Here is an 18,314-nt window from a genome sequence, read left to right on the forward strand (position 1 = left end):
GAGGTCCGCTGTATGCCTGATGAACTGCTCCACCTGCCGGTAATCCAGAGCATCCTGACCCGCGAGAAGGACACCCCCGGCGCGCTGTTGCCGATCCTTCACGCCGTCCAGGAAGCCATCGGTTTCATCCCCGAAGCTGCCGTCCCTGAAATCGCCCATGCCCTCAACCTCAGCCTCGCCGAGGTGCGCGGGGTGATCAGCTTCTATCACGACTTCCGCACCACGCCACCTGCTCGCCACACCTTGCGCCTGTGCCGCGCCGAATCGTGCCAGAGCCGTGGCAGTGAAGCCCTGGCGGCGCAACTGCGCGAACAGCTGGCGCTGGATGACCACGGCACCAGCGCCGACGGTGCCATCAGCTTGCGTCCGGTGTACTGCCTGGGCGCCTGCGCCTGCTCGCCGGCGCTGGAGCTGGATGGCCAGGTGCATGCACGGCTTACCCCTGAACGCCTGCGGGCGTTGGTGAACGGTTGCCTGGAGGGTGAAACATGCTGAAGTTGTTCCTGCCCTGTGACTCGGTCGCCCGTGCAGTCGGCGCCGACCAGGTCGCCGATGCTATCAAGGCCGAGGCCGAGACCCGCCAGTTGCCCATCGAGATTCAACGCACCAGCTCGCGCGGCCTTTACTGGCTGGAGCCGTTGCTGGAGTGTGAAGGCAGCGAAGGGCGCCAGGGCTTTGGCCCGGTCACCCCGGCAGACGTGCCGTCGCTGCTTGACGCCCTGGCCGGCGAGCCCGGCGGCCATTCGCTGGCGCTGGGCCCGGTCGAAGACATCGCCTACCTGAAGTCCCAGCAACGCCTGCTGTTCGCCCGTGCCGGTATCACCCGTCCATTGTCGCTGGACGACTACCGCGCCCACGGCGGTTTCAAGGGCCTTGAGAAGGCCGTGGCACTGGATGGCGCCGCCGTGGTCGCTACCGTGCTCGATTCCGGCTTGCGCGGCCGTGGCGGCGCGGCGTTCCCGGCCGGCATCAAGTGGCGCACTGTGCGTGACGCCAAGGCAGGGCAGAAGTACGTGGTGTGCAATGCCGATGAAGGCGACTCCGGCACCTTCGCCGACCGCATGCTGATGGAGGGCGACCCCTTCCTGCTGATCGAAGGCATGATCATCGCCGGCCTCGCCGTCGGGGCCGACAAAGGCTACATCTATGTGCGCTCGGAATACCCCGACGCCATCCGCGTGCTCGACCAGGCGTTCGCCATCGCCCGCGATGCCGGTTACCTGGGCAGCAACGTGGCCGGCAGCGGTCAGGCCTTCGACCTGGAAGTGCGGGTGGGGGCCGGTGCGTATATCTGCGGCGAGGAAACCGCACTGCTCGAATCGATCGAAGGCAAGCGCGGCATTGTTCGCGCCAAGCCGCCGTTGCCCGCGCTCGAAGGCCTGTTCGGCCTGCCAACCCTGGTGCACAACGTGCTCACCCTGGCCTCGGTGCCGACCATCCTGGCCGAGGGCGCGGCGTTCTACCGCGATTTCGGCATGGGCCGCTCGCTGGGCACCATGCCGTTCCAGCTGGCCGGCAACATCCGTCACGGCGGCCTGGTGGAACGCGCCTTTGGCCTGACCTTGCGCGAACTGGTGGAAGGCTACGGCGGCGGCACTGCCAGCGGCCGCCCGCTCAAGGCCGCCCAGGTCGGCGGCCCGCTCGGTGCCTGGGTACCGCCCAGCCACTTCGATACCCCGCTGGACTACGAGGCCTTCGCCGCCATGGGCGCGATGCTTGGCCACGGCGGCGTGGTGGTGGCCGACGACACCCTGAACATGGCCAGCATGGCGCGCTTCGCCCTGCAGTTCTGCGCCGAGGAATCCTGCGGCAAATGCACCCCATGCCGGATCGGCTCGACCCGTGGCATGGAGGTGGTCGACCGCCTGATCGCGACCAGCGATCTCACCGAGCGCCATGACCAGGCTCTGCTGTTGCGCGATCTGTGTGACACCATGCAGTACGGCTCGCTGTGCGCCATGGGCGGCATGACCGCCTATCCGGTGGCCAGCGCCCTCAAGTACTTCCCCGCCGATTTCGGGCTGACCACCACGGAGGCCGCACAGTGATCAATTACTTCGACCCCGCTTCTGATAGAAGCAGCGACCTCGGCACGCCTGCCCGAGAAAGCGACGTGCAGGTCAGCGTGAACATCGACGGCCGCAGCATCAGCGTACCGGCCGGCACCTCGGTGATGCGCGCCGCCGCCATGCTCGGCTCCAGCATCCCCAAACTGTGCGCCACCGACAGCCTCGAAGCCTTCGGCTCGTGCCGCATGTGCATGGTCGAGATCGACGGCATGCGGGGTTACCCGGCCTCGTGCACCACGCCGGTCAGCGAAGGCATGGTCGTGCGTACGCAAACCCCGCGCCTGGCCGACCTGCGCCGCAACGTGATGGAGCTGTACATCTCCGACCATCCGCTGGACTGCCTGACCTGTTCGGCCAACGGCAACTGCGAACTGCAGACCGTTGCCGGCCAGGTCGGCCTGCGCGAGGTGCGCTACGGCTATGACGGCGCCAACCACCTGGCCGAGAAGAAAGACACCTCCAACCCGTATTTCGACTACGAGCCCAGCAAGTGCATCGTCTGCAGCCGCTGCGTGCGCGCCTGCGAGGACATCCAGGGCACTTTCGCCCTGACCATCACCGGGCGCGGTTTCGATTCGCGGGTGGCCGCGGCCGGCGGCGACAACTTCCTGGCCTCCGAATGCGTGTCCTGCGGCGCCTGCGTGCAGGCCTGCCCGACCGCGACCCTCACTGAGAAGAGCCTGGTCCAGCTCGGCCAGCCCGAGCGGGCGGTGATCACCACTTGTGCCTACTGCGGCGTAGGCTGCTCGTTCCGCGCCGAGATGAAGGGCGACCAGCTGGTGCGCATGGTCCCGGACAAGAACGGCGGTGCCAACCACGGCCACGCCTGCGTCAAGGGCCGCTTCGCCTGGGGCTATGCCACCCACCCCGACCGCATCACCAAGCCGATGATCCGCAAGCGCCTGGAAGACCCGTGGCAGGAAGTCAGCTGGGACGAGGCGGTGACCTACGCCGCCAGCGAGTTCCGCCGCATCCAGCTCAAGTACGGGCGCGACTCCATCGGCGGCATCACTTCCAGCCGCTGCACCAACGAAGAAGCCTACCTGGTGCAAAAACTGGTGCGCACGGCGTTCGGCAACAACAACGTCGACACCTGTGCCCGGGTGTGCCATTCGCCGACCGGCTATGGCCTGAAGCAGACCCTCGGTGAGTCGGCCGGCACCCAGAGCTTCGACTCGGTGATGCAGGCCGACGTGATCCTGGTGATCGGCGCCAACCCCACCGACGCCCACCCGGTGTTCGGCTCGCAGCTCAAGCGCCGCCTGCGCCAGGGCGCACGGCTGATCGTCATCGACCCACGGCGCATCGACCTGGTCGACTCGCCCCACGCCCGTGCCGAACTGCACCTGCAGCTGCGCCCGGGTACCAACGTGGCCATGCTCAACGCCCTGGCCCACGTGATCGTCAGCGAGGGCCTGCTGGCCCAGCGTTTCATCGACGCCCGCTGCGAGACCGAAGACTTTGCCCGCTGGCGCGACTTCGTCAGCCTGCCGGAAAACGCCCCGGAAGTTCTGGGCCCCGTATGCGGCGTGCCCGCCGAGCAGATCCGCGCCGCCGCCCGGCTGTATGCTACCGGCGGCAACGCGGCGATCTACTACGGCCTGGGGGTGACCGAGCACAGCCAGGGCAGCACCGCAGTGATGGGCATCGCCAACCTGGCCATGGCCACCGGCAACATCGGCCGCGAAGGGGTCGGGGTGAACCCGCTGCGCGGGCAGAACAACGTGCAGGGTTCCTGCGACATGGGCTCGTTCCCCCACGAGCTGCCCGGTTACCGGCACATCTCCAACGAGGGCGTGCGCGCCGAGTTCGAGCAGGCCTGGGGCGTGACCCTGCAGCCCGACCCGGGCCTGCGCATCCCCAACATGTTCGAGGCGGCGCTGGATGGCAGTTTCAAGGCGCTGTACTGCCAGGGCGAGGACATCGCCCAGAGCGACCCCAACACCCAGCACGTCACCGCCGCCTTGCGCGCCATGGAGTGCGTGGTGGTGCAGGACATCTTCCTCAACGAGACGGCCAAGTTCGCCCACGTGTTCCTGCCGGGCAGTTCGTTCCTCGAGAAGGACGGTACCTTCACCAACACCGAGCGGCGTATCTCGCGGGTGCGCAAGGTCATGGAGCCGCTGGCCGGCAAGGCTGACTGGGAGGCTACCGTGGCCCTGGCCAATGCCCTGGGCTACCCGATGAACTACCGTCATCCGTCCGAGATCATGGACGAGATCGCCCGCCTGACGCCGAGCTTCCACCGCGTCAGCTATGCCGAGATCGACCGCCATGGCAGCTTGCAATGGCCGTGCAACGACGCCGCCCCGGACGGCACCCCGACCATGCACATCGACCAGTTCGTGCGCGGCAAGGGGCGCTTCATGCTGACCGGTTATGTGCCCACCGACGAGAAGGTCAACAGCCGTTATCCGCTGCTGCTGACCACCGGGCGCATCCTCAGCCAGTACAACGTCGGCGCTCAGACCCGGCGCACCGCCAATACCGCCTGGCATGATGCCGACCGGCTGGAGATCCACCCCAGCGACGCCGAAAGCCGTGGCATCCACGACGGCGACTGGGTGGGTATCGGCAGCCGCGCGGGGCAGACCGTGCTGCGGGCCAAGGTCAGTGCGCGGGTGGCGCCGGGGGTGGTGTACACCACCTTCCACTTCCCCGAGTCCGGCGCCAATGTGATCACCACCGACAACTCCGACTGGGCCACCAATTGCCCGGAATACAAGGTCACGGCGGTGGAGGTGGTGAAGGTGTTCCACCCCTCGGAATGGCAGAAGCGCTACCAGGACTTCAGTGACGAACAGCGGCGCCTGCTCAAGGAACGCCGCACTGCGGAGAAAGCCGAGGTGCGCCGATGAGCAGCGACAACCTGGTCAAGATGGCCAACCAGATCGCTCACTATTTCGACAGCGAGCCAAACCGGGCGCTGGCGGTGCAGGGGGTGAGGCAGCATCTGAACAGCTTCTGGACACCGGCCATGCGTCGGCAACTGGGCGAGTGGATTGCCGAGCATGGCCAGGACGGGCTGGATGCCAAGGTGGTGGAGGCCCTGGCTTAGCGGCTGCCTGTCCCGGCCCTTTCGCGGGCAAGCCCGCTCCCACAGGGTGATTGTGTGAGCGGGCTTGCCCGCGAAAGGGCCGGTACAGGAAAAATGAAATGTCCGTCATTTATGCAAGACGAATCCCACCGCGATGCTACGCTCGCGGAAACACTCGTCACGGATACCTGTTATGGACATGAACTGGCACCAGGCCCTGCAAGAGAGCCTGAGCTGGCTTGCAATCGCCTCGTTCATCACCCTCATCGGCTTTACCGCCGCTGCTTCCCTGGCCGTGCGCTACACGCGCTGGGGCAGCCAGTTCTGGCAGCTGGCGGGGCCGTACTTCACCTTCCGGCGCAGCTGGCGCCCGCTGCTGGTGTTCGGCCTGCTGCTGGTGCTGACGCTGTTCTCGGTGCGCCTGAACGTGCTGTTCTCGTTCTGGTACAACGGCTTCTACAGCGCCCTGCAGGCCCTCGACCAGAGCGCCTTCTGGTACCTGCTGGGGGTGTTTGCGGTGCTGGCCACCATCCATGTGCTGCGTTCGCTGTTCACCTTCTACGTGACCCAGGCGTTCAGCATCCAGTGGCGGGTGTGGCTGACCGAGCGCCTGACCGGCGACTGGATGAAAGGCGATGCCTACTACCGCGGCCGCTTCCTCGCCGAGCCGGTGGACAACCCCGACCAGCGTATCGAACTGGACGTCAGCGCGTTCGTCACCAATTCGGTGTCGCTGGCCCTGGGCGCGGTCAGCGCGCTGGTCTCGCTGGTGGCCTTTACCGGCATCCTCTGGGGCCTGTCGGCGCCGCTGACGGTGGCGGGGTACGAGATTCCCCGGGCGATGGTGTTTGCGGTGTATGTCTATGTGCTGATTGCCACCTGGATCGCCTTCCGCCTGGGCCAGCCATTGATCCGCCTGAACTTCCTCAACGAAAAACTCACGGCGAACTTCCGTTATGCGCTGATGCGCCTGCGCGAGAACGCCGAGAACATCGCCTTCTACCAGGGCGCTCCGGTCGAACGGGCGACTCTGCTGGGGCGTTTCGGCGCGCTGATCGTCAACGTCTGGGCACTGGTGTTCCGGAACCTGAAGTTCAGCGGCTTCAACCTCGGTGTCAGCCAGGTGGCGGTGGTGTTCCCGTTCATTCTCCAGGCGCCACGTTTCTTCAGCGGGGCGATCAAGCTGGGTGACGTGATGCAAACCTCCCAGGCGTTCGGCCAGGTACAGGACTCGCTGTCGTTCTTCCGTGAGTCCTACGACACCTTCGCCCAGTACCGCGCCACCCTTGACCGTCTGACCGGTTTCCTCGATGCCAACGACCAGGCCAGCACGCTGCCACGGGTGCTGACCGAAGACCAGCCGCGGGCGCTGGACATCATCGGCCTGCAGGTGCTGCGCCCGGACGGCCACGCGCTGATTGCCGACCTCGACCTGCGCCTGCACGGTGGCCAAGCGCTGTTGATCAAAGGGCCGTCGGGCAGTGGCAAGACCACCTTGCTGCGCGCCCTGGCGGGCCTGTGGCCGTATGCCGAGGGTGAGGTCCGGCGGCCGTTGGGCACCCAGGCGTTGTTCCTGTCGCAGCGGCCCTACCTGCCGCTGGGCGACCTGCGCACCGCCATTGCCTACCCGGCCGACAGCCAGCCGGAGGATGAAGCACGCATGCAGCACGCCCTGCGCGAGGTCAACCTGGCGCACCTGGCCGAGCGGCTGGCGGTGAGCTGCGACTGGTCGAACATCCTGTCGGTCGGCGAGCAGCAACGCCTGGCGTTTGCCCGGGTGCTGTTCAACCGGCCACAGGTGGTGTTCCTCGATGAGTCCACCTCGGCGATGGATGAAGGGCTGGAGCATGCGATGTATGCGTTGTTGCGCAAAGAGATGCCCGAGACCTTGCTGGTGAGCGTGGGGCATCGCAGTACCCTGGCCGATTTCCATACCCATCGGCTGGAAGTGGACGGGCAGGGCGGCTGGGCGCTGCGGCAGCAGGAGGTCCTGGCTTGACCAGTGCCGGCCTCTTCGCGGCACTGGCGGCAAAGATTCAGGGCTGATGCTCGGCATCGAGCATCACGATCAGTTCAGCCCCTTCATTTCGCACATTCCCCACGCCCTTGCCCACCGCAAACCACTCGAACGCCTCCACCGGCAGGCACTGCTCCCGCGCCAGGCGTTCGGCCTCCTCGGCAGGTACCTCAGGGTCGATCCACGCCCTTGCATGCTCAGGGCTCAGCACCAAGGGCCGGCGGTCATGGATATCGACCATCCCCGCATCGCTGGCGGCGGTGATGATGACGAAGCCATCCCCCTCGTTCGGCTCCAGCCCCGCATGCACTTCGGCCAGTGCCGCCATGAACATGGGTGCCTGGCTTTTCAGGCGAATGAACCAAGGCTGCTTGCGCTTGGGATCCTGTGGGTCGGCCACCCACTCATACCAGCCATCGGCCATCACCAAGGCCCGCCCTTGCGGCCAAAGGGCCTTGAAGAACTTGCCGGTGGTCACCGTCTCGACCCGTGCGTTGATCGGTGCCGGCCGTTTACCCGTGGCCCAGAATGGCGCCCAACCCCAATGGCAGGGGTCGATGCGCAGGCCATCGGTGGCGTGATGCAAAATCAGCACGCGGCTGCCGGGGGCGACGTTGTAGCGGCCGATGGGCACGTTGTCGTAGCCGCTGATCACGTCCTGCTCGGCGTCCAGTTCACGCAGGTAGTCGGCCAGGCCCTGGTACTGGGCGAAGCGTCCGCACATGGCATGTCCCCCATTTGTCGAAATATCCTACGGCGAAATTGACCGGATACTCGCTACAGCGTTTACTGTATATACATACAGTTTAATATCAAGGCCGTCGCATGACTTCCATCCTGGGTCCCATCACGGGCGGCAGTGCTGCCGTGCCGCGCTACCTGTTCCGTGTCCCGGCGGGCTTTCCGTCGCCAGCCGCCGACCACATGGAGCAGCCCATCTCGCTGGACGAGCTGCTCAACCTGCGCGCACCGCACATCTATCTGGTCAGGATAGACGGCGACAGCATGCAAGGCGCCGGGATCTTCGACGGTGACCTGGTGCTGGTCGACCGCTCGATCGAGGCGCGCCATGGCCATATCGTGATTGCCGCAGTCAACGGCGAGCCTTTGTGCAAGCGGTTGCAGCGCGTGGCCGGGCAGGTGCTGCTGCGCTCGGAGAACCCGCGCTATGCGCCACGCTACATCATGGAGGGTGACGACTTCATGATCTGGGGCGTGGTGACCTTCAGTGTGCGCAGCCATGACCCGGCAGCCTGAACCGGCTTAGCGCAGCAGCGTCACCCCGACCAGGGTGGCACCGGCAAAGCCCGCCCCGACCAGGAAGGTCGCCTGGAACCCCGCGCCATCCCACAGCAGCCCGGCCACCACGCTGGCGATCAGCAGTGCCACACCGGTCAGCAGGTTGAACAGGCCGAATGCCGTGCCACGCAGGTTGGCCGGCGCACTGTCGGCGATCAGTGCGGCGAAGATGCCCTGGGTGAAACCCAGGTGCAGCCCCCAGGCCGCTACCCCCAGTGCCAGCCCGGCCCAGCCTGGCATCAGTGCCAGCAACAGGTCGGCGGCGATCAGCAGGCCCAGCCCCAGCATCAGCACGCCACGGCGGCCTGCGCGGTCCGACAGCGCACCGGCCGGGTAGGCCGACAGCGAATAGGCCAGGGCCATCAGCACCAGCACCGCGGGCGCCCACAACGGCGCCAGGCCCATGTCCTGGGCGCGCAGCAGCAGGAACGCCTCGCTGAAACGGGCCAGGGTGAACACCATGGCCAGGCCGGTCAGCCGCCAGTAGGCCGGGCCCAGGCGCGCCAGCTCGTGCAGTGCCAGTGGCGAGCGCACCGGCCGTGCGCCGGGCGCCGTCTCGGGCTCGCGGACGAAGGCGACGAGAATGTACACGGCGACGAATGCCGGGATCACCGCCACCCAGAACACCGTCTGGAAATGGCTCGCCGTCAGCCACATCAGCACGATCGCCAGCAACGGGCCGAGAAACGCACCGACGGTGTCCAGCGTCTGGCGCAGGCCGAACGCCGCGCCACGCAGCTCGGGCGGGGTCACATCGGCCACCAGCGCATCACGAGGGGCACCGCGGATGCCCTTGCCGATACGGTCGACGAAGCGCGCCGCCGTCAGCCATTCCAGTCCGGAGGCCATGGGGAACACCGGCTTGGTCAACGCGCCCAGGCCATAGCCCAGCACCGTCAGCAGCTTGCGCTTGCCGAGGCGGTCGCTGAGCGCGCCGGAGAAGACCTTGGTGATTGCCGCGGTGGCCTCGGCGATGCCTTCGATGAAGCCGACGGCGACCACCGAAGTGCCGAGCACGGTGACCATGTACAGCGGCAGCAGGGCGTGGATCATCTCCGAGGAAATGTCCATGAACAGCGACACGAAGCCCAGCGCCCAGACGCTGCGGGGCATCTTCGGCAGGGCCTTGGCGGTGGTGCTGTGCTCGGTTTTTTCGGCGCTGCGCATCGGGAGCCTCGGCGCGGTTGTCACAGTTCGAAACTGTAGGAGCCCGTGCGCAGGATGCAAATCGGATGAGTGGCTGGAGGCATCGGCAGGGTGTTGTGGTTAACTGTATATAAATACAGTATTGCTGGCGCTGCCCGATGAACCCCACACCTGTCTTTGCCCTGATCGACTGCAACAGCTTCTACGCCAGCTGCGAGCGCGTGTTTCGCCCCGACCTGCAGCGTACGCCCATCGTCGTGCTCAGTAACAACGATGGCTGTATCGTCGCTCGCAGCGCCGAGGCCAAGCCGCTGGTGAAGATGGGCCAGCCGTACTTTCAGGTGAAGGACCTGCTGCGTCGGCACGGGGTGGTGGCGTTTTCCTCCAACTATGCGCTGTATGGCGACATGAGTCAGCGAGTGATGACGGTGATCGAAGGCATGGTCCCGGCGCTGGAGGTGTACTCCATCGACGAAGCGTTCGCCGACCTGGCCGGCATGCCCGGCGACCTGGAGCGCCTTGGCCGGGACATCCGCGCCCGGGTGTTCAAGCACACCGGCATTCCGGTGGGGGTTGGCATTGCAGGCACCAAGACCCTCGCCAAGCTGGCCAATCACGCAGCCAAACGCTGGTCGGTGCAGAGCGGTTGGGTAGTTGATCTGCGTGACCCGCTGCGTTACGAGCGGGTGCTGAAGCGCTGTGATGTGTCCGAAGTTTGGGGCATCGGCAAACGCCTTACGGCCCACTTGCAAGAGATGGGTATCCGCACTGCCTGGGACTTGTCCCGCGCCAACCCCGGCCTGCTGCGCAAGACCTTCAGCGTGGTGGTGGAAAAGACCGCCCGCGAACTGGCCGGCACGCCTTGCCTGCAGCTGGAGGAGGTCGACCCGCCGCGCCAGGAAATCTGCTGCAGCCGCATGTTCGGCCAGCGCCTGACCAAGCTCGCGCCGCTCAAGGAAGCGGTGGCCACCTACGTGATGCGCGCGGCGGAAAAACTGCGCAAGCAGCGCTCGCTGGCGCAACGGATGCGGGTGAGCATCCGTACCGGCATGTTCAACCCCGAAGAGCCGTGCTACGCCAACGGCGTGGTGGTGCAATTGCCGTATCCGACCGATGATGAGCGGCTGCTGACACGCATGGCGCTGGAGGCAGTGGAGCGGGTGTATCGCGAGGGGTTCCGCTACAGCAAGGCCGAGGTGTTGCTGATGGAGCTGTGCCAGCGCGGGGAAGTGACGGGCGACCTGTTTGCGCCGACGCAGAGCGTGAAGGCCGAGCGGGTGATGCAGGTGATCGATGGCGTCAACGGGCGCTGGGGGAGGGGGACACTGCGCAGTGCGGCAGTGCCGGCGCAGGCGCAGTGGGCGATGCGGCGGGAGCTGATGAGTGCGGGGTTTACCACGCAGATGGCCGGGTTGTGGCGGGTCAATCCTTGAGCCCATTGGGGGGCGGATGAGCAGGTTCGGTGGGCGCGGTCAGGTGTAGGAACGACCTTGTGTCGCGAAAGGGCCGCGCAGCGACCCCGGCAATCTCAAAGGCTCAACCGCACTGCCAGTGCCGCCAGGGTCACCAGCAACACCGGCACGGTCAGCAGCACGCCAACCTTGAAGTAGTAACCCCAGCCAATCGTCACCCCCTTGCGCGCCAGTACATGCAGCCACAACAGGGTCGCCAGGCTGCCGATCGGGGTAATTTTCGGCCCCAGGTCACAGCCGATCACGTTGGCGTAGATCATCGCCTCGCGGACCGCGCCGTGCGCCTCGCTGGCCTGGATCGACAGTGCGCCGATCAGCACGCTGGGCAGGTTGTTCATCACTGAGGACAGCAGCGCGGCAATCAGCCCGGTACCCAGCGAGGCGGCCCACAGGCCTTGCCCGGCAAGGCCGTTCAGCGCCTGGGTCAGCGAGTCGGTCAGGCCGGCATTGCGCAACCCGTAGACCACCAGGTACATGCCCAGCGAAAACACCACGATGTGCCATGGCGCCTCGCGCAGTACACGGCGGGTCATGATCACGTGGCCACGCGCTGCCACCGCGAACAGCACCAGCGCGCCAGCAGCGGACACCGCACTGACCGGGATACCGAGCGGCTCCAGCACGAACAGCCCGGCCAGCAACCCAACCAGCACCACCCAACCCACGCGGAAGGTGGCGCGGTCGCGAATCGCCAGGGCTGGCAGCTTGAGGTCCGCGATGGCGTAACGGCCGGGAATGTCGCGGCGAAAGTACAGCCACAGCACCAGCAGCGTGGCCGCCACCGCCACCAGGTTGACCGGCACCATCACGGACGCATAGGTATTGAAACCCAGGCCGAAGTAATCCGCCGACACGATGTTCACCAGGTTCGACACCACCAGCGGCAGGCTGGCGGTGTCGGCAATGAAGCCGGCGCCCATGACGAAGGCGAGGGTCGCGGCGGGGGAGAAGCGCAGTGCCAGCAGCATCGACATGACGATCGGGGTGAGGATCAGCGCCGCCCCGTCATTGGCAAACAGCGCCGACACTGCGGCCCCCAGCAGCACCATGAAGGCGAATAACCGGCGCCCGTCGCCACGCGCCCAGCGCGCCACGTGCAGCGCCGCCCACTCGAAGAAGCCCGCTTCATCCAGCAGCAGGCTGATAACGATCAGGGCAATGAACGTGGCAGTGGCGTTCCAGATGATCGCCCACACGGTGGGGATGTCGTGCAGCGAGACCACCCCGAACAACAGCGCCAGCACGGCGCCGAGGCTGGCGCTCCAGCCGACGCCGAGGCCCCTGGGTTGCCAGATGACCAGGGTCAGGGTGAACAGGAAGATCAGCGCGGCTGGGAGCATGAGTAGAGTATTCAGTGGTTGTGGGAGCCGACTTGAAACATCCGTGGGTCGTACATGAAATCGTACATTTCAACCACCTGGATCTGATTCACCGCTGGGTGGCCGGGGTTGATCACGATATTGCGCTCCAGCGGCAGGATGGCAGATGGGATGATCAGCCCAAGGTGGCTGTTCGACTTCAGCCAGGCAGTGCCGAATTCCATGCTTGGGCGGTCGGCAGGCAGGCTGGCCCAACCTTCGGGCAGATCCGCCGCATCGACGTGCAGATACAGCGAAGTCTCTGCAGGTAGCTCGAAGCAGGTGATCTTCAAGGGAACGGTGGGTTCGCCCGCCGCATGTACAAAGGTTTCCAGGCAACAGATTGCCGGCGTCATGCCCATGTATACGGCAGGTACGTCCTGATCGTTCCAGCGCCCGCCTTCGATGGCCGCACCCTTGCCGCTCAAGTCAGTGGCGCGTTTTGCCTTCGCTATTCGCCACCCCCGCATCAGGCAACCCCACCCCATTCCAGGGCCTGCAGTACCCGGCGCACCTGCTTGGCACCGATTTCGGTTTCGCAGAGCAGGATCGGCGCAATATCACCCAGGGCCTTGTTCGGCTTCGATAGCCACTGTGCAGCAGCCTCGCGGCTCTCGAAGACTTCCTCGGCCTGATGGGACACCGAGGCGATGCGGTCCAGGCGTTCGGAGGCAACGGTATCGAGCACTTCGTGCTCCCGAACACGCCGCTCCAGCGTGGAGATCGAGGCATTGAGCAACAATGCCAGACTGGGTTCTTCCAGGTTGAAGGTGTAGCGCACGGCACGGAAGAGGTGGGCAGAAAAGCCGCGCTTGATCTGCACCAGCCGCTCCGACTCCCGGAGTGCATAGCGGCTGGCGCTGAATGCCCAGAATTCATCGATGCCTGAATTGCGCACATCCTCTCTGGCTTTTTCCTGGCGCCGCTGGGCGATTGAAGTGCTCATCACGCCTCCGTCAATTGACTGCTTTTTTTGCGTCAAATGAAGTATAGGTGTGTCTGGCACTCAATTGCACCTACCTTCCGGCAGGTGCATGGTTTCCTGCTCGCTTATCCGGCCGTCACCCTGGCAAAGGCTTCCCGAAAGCGCAGCATGTCTTGTTCATCGCCGACACTCACCCGCATCCAGTTCGGCCAGCTTGGCCACACCCGCCCCACCAGCACGCCGTGCTGCGCCAGCCGGTTCGCCACCGGCTGTGCCGGCCCGCGCATGTCGATCATGAAGCAGTTGGTCTGCGACGCCGTGCAGTGCCAGCCGCGCGCGCCCAGCCAGGCGATGGTGTGGTCACGCAGGCGAGCGTTCTCGGCCTTGCGCCGGGGCACCAGTTGCCGGTCGTTCAGGCTTGCCAGCCCCGCCAGCAAGGTCGAGGCAGCGGCGACGTTGTCGCCGTCATACACTTCCAGGCGCTTAAGCAGCGGCGCCTGGCCGATGGCCAAACCGAGGCGCGCCCCGGCCATGCCGTAGAGCTTGGAGAACGTCTGCAACACCAGCAGCTGCGGGTGCTCCTTGACCAGGCCGATGCAGCTTTGTGCGTCGCTGAAATGGATATAGGCCTCGTCCACCAGCACCACGCTGTCGGCTGGCGTGTGCTCGAGCAGGCGCTCGATATCCCGCCGCGGGGTGAGCGTGCCGGTGGGGTTGTTGGGGTTGCACAGGTAGATCAGCCCGGGGGTGCTGTCGGCCGCCAGCATGGCATCGATGTCATGGGCATGGCGCGCATCCAGGGCCACCGCGTGCACGGCACTGCCATGGCCGCGGGCGGCTTCGGCAGCGGCTTCGTAGGACGGTTCGGCGAGCACCAGGCTTCGTGGACCAGTGAAGGCCATCACCGCGTGCTGCAGGGCCAGTTTCGAGCCACAGAACACCTGGACCTGCGACGGCTCCAGGCCATGTTCGGCAGCGAAGGTGTCGATCAGGCGGTACTGCGCCTTGTACGGGTAACGCCCGCATTGCTCGATGCCGTCACGCATGGCCTGGCGAGCAGCGGGGCTCGGGCCCCAGGGGCTTTCGTTGTAGTTGATGCGCACCGGGCCCCGGTCGGTGCCTGGCGCTACAGGGGCTTCGCCGGCCCAACCCAGTTGGCCAAACAGCGGTAGGGCCATGCCCAGGCCCACCAACGAGCGACGTGTCATATCGGTCATGAATCGACTTCCTTGTTGTCATTGGATACAACAAGTAACGAGAGCCGGCGCTGGCAATTCATGGTGGCAAAGCGCCGAATAGCGCCTGGTAAAGGCTCTAATTCAACACATTGCGCTGGCCGAGCCACTGTTCGAAGTGTGTGAACGTGTCGATGGCGGCCTGTACCGTGGCGGCTTGCGCCGGCCCTGTAGCCGATGCCTGGCCAAGCCGCTCGAGGAAGCTGCGCCAGTAGCTGCCGGTCAGCGGCCCGTACACATCGAGAAAGGCTGCACCGCTGTCGTGGCCGATGCCCAGGCGCTCGGCCATCGCCCGCTTGAGCACCTGGCCACCCAGGGTCGAGCCCTCCAGCACATACATCACCCCCAGCGCGCTGGCCTCGTCGCGAATGGCCGGCAGTGCCTGGCACAGTGGCAGAGCGTCGATGTCGGCTTCGCTCAGCTTCAGGGCCTGCAGGTCGCGGGCCAAGGTCGCGGTCTTGCGGCGTTCCGGCCCCTGATAAGCGCTCAGGTGATGTTCCAGGGGGGCATGAAAGCCGTAGTAGGCCTGCAGCAGGCGACGGTAGGCGGCACTGTCGAAGCCAGGGCTGAAGAAGGGCAGGCGGGCTTCCAGCGCCTTGTGGCAGTCACGGGTGCCTTCACGCAAGGCGAGCAGCAAGGGGCTGGTTGAGGTGGCGGGCATCGATAGGGCTCTGGTGGCATTTCGCCTAGGTTGGAGTGGCGATGCTAACCCGGCGTTCCGCGTTGGCGCGACTTTGTTGCGGTAAAAATGCGGCCGGCGTGTTAAACCAGTCGGCCTGACTTTCAGTGAAGAACGCCCTGGTGAAAGCCGTACGCCTGACCTTGCTCTGCCACGCCCTGACCCAGGCCCAGAAAAGCGCGCGCCTGGCGCAGCTTGACGACGGCATTTTGCCTTTGGTCGTCGAGCCTTTGGCGATCAGCCCCGATACGCAGCTGCTGGCTGCCCCTGAGCGGCGTGCAGCGCAGACGGCGGCGTGGCTCTCGTCCCAGGCGCAGATCGAGCCGGCCTTGGCCGATTGCGATCTCGGCCATTGGCAGGGCTTGCCACTCAAGCAGTTGCAGGCCGAGCAGCCTCAGGCGTTGGCGCAGTGGCTCAACGAGCCGTTCAGCGCACCCCATGGCGGTGAGTCGTTCGCGCAGTTGTGCGAGCGTGTGGGGGCCTGGTTGATGGCCTTCGACAGGCCGGGTGAATGGCTGGCGGTGACTCACCCTTGGGTGATCCGCGCGGCGCTGGTGACGGTGCTGGAGTGCCCGCTCGCTGCCGCGCAGCGGATCGATGTGCTGCCGTTGTCACGGGTCGCGTTGAGCTTTACCGGGCAGTGGCGCTTGCGGCTGGGTTGAGCAAGCGCCGCTTGCCGGGTCAGAACGCCAGCTTGTAGCCGATCAGCAGCAGCATGGTCGCCAGGCACGGGCGCAGCACGCGGTCGGAGATGCGCCCGGTGAGGTGGCTGCCCAGGTAGATGCCGGGCAGCGAGCCCAGCAACAGGTAGCCCAGCAGCGACCAGTCCATGTTGCCCATGCCAGCGTGACCGATACCGGCGACCAGGGTCAGGGGCACGGCGTGGGCGATTTCGGTACCAACCAGGCGGCGGGTGGCCAGGAACGGGTAGAGCAGGAACAGCGCCACGGTGCCCAATGCGCCAGCGCCGATCGAGGTCAGGGTGACCATCACCCCCAGCACCACGCCGGTCAGCACGGTGAGGGTGTTCAGGCTGCGGTCGCTGAGGTGATAGTGGTCACCGGCGTGACGACTGGCGAAGGCTTGCAGGCGCGACTTGAACAGGATCGCCAGGGCAGTGAGGATCAGCACCACCGCCAGGCCTTGCTTGATGATGGCATTCAGCGCCGTGGTGTCGGTGTGCAGGGTGCTGAGGAACCACAGGGTCAGGGCTGCCGCCGGCACGCTGCCGAGGCTGAGCAGGCCGGTGATCTTCCAGTCGATGTTCTTGTTGCGCGCGTGTACCCAGATGCCACCGCCCTTGGTGATGGCGGCATACAGCAGGTCGGTGCCCACGGCAGTCGCGGGGTTGATGCCGAACCACAGCAGGATCGGGGTCATCAGCGAGCCGCCGCCGACGCCGGTCATGCCGACGATGAAACCCACAACCAGTCCGGCAATGGTGAAACCGAAAGATCCTACATCCATACGCTACTCGACTGCCCAGCTTTGCCCGTTATCGGATGGGTGCCAGCATATAGGGAGTTTTTATAGCCAAATAGACTTGTTCGTTATTAGGTTATAACCGGCCTCAGCGATCGGTCATCACCACCATCACATGGGCATCGCCGCCATCCTCGCTTTCCGACAGGTAGATATGCCCCACCTGGCTGTCGAAATACGCCGTTTCCTGTGGCCCGATGCTGACGGCCTCGCCGGTTTCGAATTCGATGCGTACCCGGCCGCTCAGCACCACTGCGAACTCCTGGCCTGGATGGCGGATAAAATCGTCGAACTGGCCACGTTCACGCGCGATGATGCGGGCGCTGGCGCTGGTCCCCAGCCTGAACGCAGACAGCCTGGCCGGTGCGGTGCATGAGCCGGGCGCCATGGACCTCGACGTGCACGCCCTGCACCAGGGCTTCCTGCGTGGCTACCGGGCCGCTGGCGGCGAACTGCGTTGCAACGCCGAATTGCTGCGGGCCTGGTACCTCGACGACCTGTGGCACGTGCAGCTGGCCGATGGCAGCCACGTGCAGGCCGACACCCTGGTCAATGCCGCCGGTGCCTGGGCTGACCGGGTGGCCGAGCAGTGTGGCGTGGCCCGCGTCGGCCTGCAGCCGTGCCGGCGCAGTGCGTTCACCTTCCCCGGCCCGGCCGATCAGGACTTTGCCCGTTGGCCTGCGGTGATCGGTGTCGACGAGCGCTTCTACTTCAAGCCCGACGCCGGCCAACTGTTGGGCTCACCAGCCAATGCCGACCCGGTAGAGCCCCAGGATGCCGCGCCCGAGGAGCTCGATATTGCCCTGGGCATCTACAACATCGAAGCCATGACGTCGCTGTCCATCCGCCGTCCCAGCCACACCTGGGCGGGCTTGCGTTCGTTGTTCACCTTCCTCGGCATGGCCCTGGCCGGGCTGGGCAACCGCCAGCGCGCCACCTCGCACAAGGATGTGATCCAGGCCATCTGCGGGCGCCATCTGGGGCTGTTCGTCGACGGGCTGATCACCTTCTTCATGTTCGCCGTGACTGTGGTCATGCTGGCCGGTGGTGGTGCATTGCTGGAACAGCAGTTCGCCATCCCGGCGCTGACCGGCAGCGTGCTGGTGACACTGCTGGTGGTGGCGATCGTGTGCCTGGACGTGCGCAAGGTCATCGTCGCCATTGGTGCCATTACCCCGTTGCTGATCCTGGTGGCCTCGGCGATTGCCCTGTACGCGGTGTTCACCCGCGGGCAGAGCCTTGCCGCGCTCGACCAGCTGGCCAGCCAGCAGCAGGCCGGCACCCGCCACTGGTTGCTCGGGGCGTTTCTGTACGTGTCCTACAACATCGTTGCCGGGGCACCGATCCTGGCGATCCTCGGCGGTTCGGCCAAGGGCGAGAAGGCCGCCGTATGGGGCGGCCTGCTCGGTGGTGACCGGGGCGGTGGCATTCGTCTGCAGCCTGGTGGGGTTCATCAGCCTGGTGGGCGAGGTGTATCCGCTGTTTGGCTATCTGGGCTTTGTGCTGATGGCGGCGGTGTTGCTGGCCTGGGTGCGGCGGGGCAGGCGCGGCCAGGCAGTGGTCGCGTAGCGCGCTAACCCCTCGTCGGCGAGCGC

Annotated in this window: 16 protein-coding genes and 3 pseudogenes; 10 read left to right on the top strand and 9 right to left on the bottom strand. The window is 65.8% G+C overall.

Features of this window, described 5'->3' with window-relative positions:
* Window positions 1-12: 12 nt before the first annotated feature.
* The 5 genes from ACIPZ8_RS00490 to ACIPZ8_RS00510 all read left to right on the top strand — a co-directional run bounded on the left by ACIPZ8_RS00490 (window position 13) and on the right by ACIPZ8_RS00510 (window position 7,105).
* Window positions 13-495, top strand: coding sequence for a formate dehydrogenase subunit gamma (locus ACIPZ8_RS00490; RefSeq protein ID WP_400719094.1), 483 nt, complete (start codon window positions 13-15; stop codon window positions 493-495).
* Entirely contained in the window at window positions 489-2,048 is a 1,560-nt protein-coding gene (locus tag ACIPZ8_RS00495; RefSeq protein WP_400719095.1) for a formate dehydrogenase beta subunit, read from the top strand. Before ACIPZ8_RS00490 ends, ACIPZ8_RS00495 begins: the two co-directional genes overlap by 7 nt.
* On the top strand, window positions 2,045-4,927 hold the full coding sequence (gene fdhF, locus ACIPZ8_RS00500; RefSeq protein WP_400719096.1) for a formate dehydrogenase subunit alpha: 2,883 nt from the start codon (window positions 2,045-2,047) through the stop codon (window positions 4,925-4,927). Before ACIPZ8_RS00495 ends, fdhF begins: the two co-directional genes overlap by 4 nt.
* Entirely contained in the window at window positions 4,924-5,127 is a 204-nt protein-coding gene (locus ACIPZ8_RS00505; RefSeq protein WP_400719097.1) for a formate dehydrogenase subunit delta, read from the top strand. The genes fdhF and ACIPZ8_RS00505 overlap by 4 nt, the downstream gene beginning before the upstream one ends.
* Window positions 5,128-5,299: 172 nt before the next feature.
* The gene (locus ACIPZ8_RS00510; protein WP_400719098.1) at window positions 5,300-7,105 is read left to right on the top strand and encodes an ABC transporter ATP-binding protein/permease; all 1,806 of its coding nucleotides are present in this window, start codon (window positions 5,300-5,302) and stop codon (window positions 7,103-7,105) included.
* Between the two features lie 37 nt (window positions 7,106-7,142).
* On the opposite strand, the gene ACIPZ8_RS00515 is transcribed toward ACIPZ8_RS00510, so the two are convergent.
* Window positions 7,143-7,847, bottom strand: a complete 705-nt coding sequence (locus ACIPZ8_RS00515) for an SOS response-associated peptidase family protein (protein WP_400719099.1) — start codon at window positions 7,845-7,847, stop codon at window positions 7,143-7,145.
* A 101-nt stretch (window positions 7,848-7,948) separates the two neighbouring features.
* Between ACIPZ8_RS00515 and ACIPZ8_RS00520 the strand changes: the two genes are divergently transcribed.
* Window positions 7,949-8,380, top strand: a complete 432-nt coding sequence (locus ACIPZ8_RS00520; protein WP_400719100.1) for a LexA family protein — start codon at window positions 7,949-7,951, stop codon at window positions 8,378-8,380.
* Between the two features lie 6 nt (window positions 8,381-8,386).
* On the opposite strand, the gene ACIPZ8_RS00525 is transcribed toward ACIPZ8_RS00520, so the two are convergent.
* Entirely contained in the window at window positions 8,387-9,589 is a 1,203-nt protein-coding gene (locus ACIPZ8_RS00525) for an MFS transporter (protein ID WP_400719101.1), read from the bottom strand.
* 137 nt (window positions 9,590-9,726) lie between these two features.
* Here ACIPZ8_RS00525 and ACIPZ8_RS00530 point away from each other — a divergent pair, with 137 nt between their 5' ends.
* On the top strand, window positions 9,727-11,001 hold the full coding sequence (locus ACIPZ8_RS00530) for a Y-family DNA polymerase (RefSeq protein ID WP_400719102.1): 1,275 nt from the start codon (window positions 9,727-9,729) through the stop codon (window positions 10,999-11,001).
* A gap of 95 nt (window positions 11,002-11,096) precedes the next feature.
* Here the strand turns inward: ACIPZ8_RS00530 and ACIPZ8_RS00535 are convergent, their stop codons facing one another.
* The 5 genes from ACIPZ8_RS00535 to ACIPZ8_RS00555 form a co-directional block, all read right to left on the bottom strand.
* Window positions 11,097-12,380, bottom strand: a complete 1,284-nt coding sequence (locus tag ACIPZ8_RS00535) for an arsenic transporter (protein WP_400719103.1) — start codon at window positions 12,378-12,380, stop codon at window positions 11,097-11,099.
* An 11-nt stretch (window positions 12,381-12,391) separates the two neighbouring features.
* On the bottom strand, window positions 12,392-12,886 hold the full coding sequence (locus tag ACIPZ8_RS00540; RefSeq protein WP_400719104.1) for an RES family NAD+ phosphorylase: 495 nt from the start codon (window positions 12,884-12,886) through the stop codon (window positions 12,392-12,394).
* Complete coding sequence (locus ACIPZ8_RS00545) at window positions 12,868-13,344, bottom strand: antitoxin Xre/MbcA/ParS toxin-binding domain-containing protein (protein WP_400719105.1); 477 nt, start codon at window positions 13,342-13,344, stop codon at window positions 12,868-12,870. The genes ACIPZ8_RS00540 and ACIPZ8_RS00545 overlap by 19 nt, the downstream gene beginning before the upstream one ends.
* Before the next feature lie 104 nt (window positions 13,345-13,448).
* On the bottom strand, window positions 13,449-14,540 hold the full coding sequence (locus ACIPZ8_RS00550; RefSeq protein WP_400719106.1) for a pyridoxal phosphate-dependent aminotransferase: 1,092 nt from the start codon (window positions 14,538-14,540) through the stop codon (window positions 13,449-13,451).
* A gap of 97 nt (window positions 14,541-14,637) precedes the next feature.
* A complete protein-coding gene (locus ACIPZ8_RS00555) occupies window positions 14,638-15,219 on the bottom strand; it encodes a biliverdin-producing heme oxygenase (protein WP_400719107.1) in 582 nt (193 codons plus the stop codon).
* 140 nt (window positions 15,220-15,359) lie between these two features.
* Here ACIPZ8_RS00555 and ACIPZ8_RS00560 point away from each other — a divergent pair, with 140 nt between their 5' ends.
* On the top strand, window positions 15,360-15,899 hold the full coding sequence (locus tag ACIPZ8_RS00560; protein ID WP_400719108.1) for a histidine phosphatase family protein: 540 nt from the start codon (window positions 15,360-15,362) through the stop codon (window positions 15,897-15,899).
* Between the two features lie 19 nt (window positions 15,900-15,918).
* Here the strand turns inward: ACIPZ8_RS00560 and ACIPZ8_RS00565 are convergent, their stop codons facing one another.
* Entirely contained in the window at window positions 15,919-16,704 is a 786-nt protein-coding gene (locus ACIPZ8_RS00565) for a sulfite exporter TauE/SafE family protein (RefSeq protein WP_103448188.1), read from the bottom strand.
* Window positions 16,705-16,807: 103 nt separating this feature from the next.
* A pseudogene (locus ACIPZ8_RS00570) lies at window positions 16,808-17,053 on the bottom strand (cupin domain-containing protein); the annotation flags it as partial.
* Here ACIPZ8_RS00570 and ACIPZ8_RS00575 point away from each other — a divergent pair.
* Window positions 17,040-17,600, top strand: a pseudogene (locus ACIPZ8_RS00575) (NAD(P)/FAD-dependent oxidoreductase); the annotation flags it as partial. The pseudogenes ACIPZ8_RS00570 and ACIPZ8_RS00575 sit on opposite strands and share 14 nt — an antisense overlap.
* Window positions 17,598-18,288: pseudogene (locus ACIPZ8_RS00580) on the top strand (hypothetical protein); the annotation flags it as partial. The pseudogenes ACIPZ8_RS00575 and ACIPZ8_RS00580, both read left to right, overlap by 3 nt.
* Between the last annotated feature and the right edge of the window lie 26 nt (window positions 18,289-18,314).

This window comes from Pseudomonas sp. NPDC089422 (assembly GCF_044749405.1).
In the GTDB taxonomy this organism is placed as follows: Bacteria; Pseudomonadota; Gammaproteobacteria; order Pseudomonadales; family Pseudomonadaceae; genus Aquipseudomonas.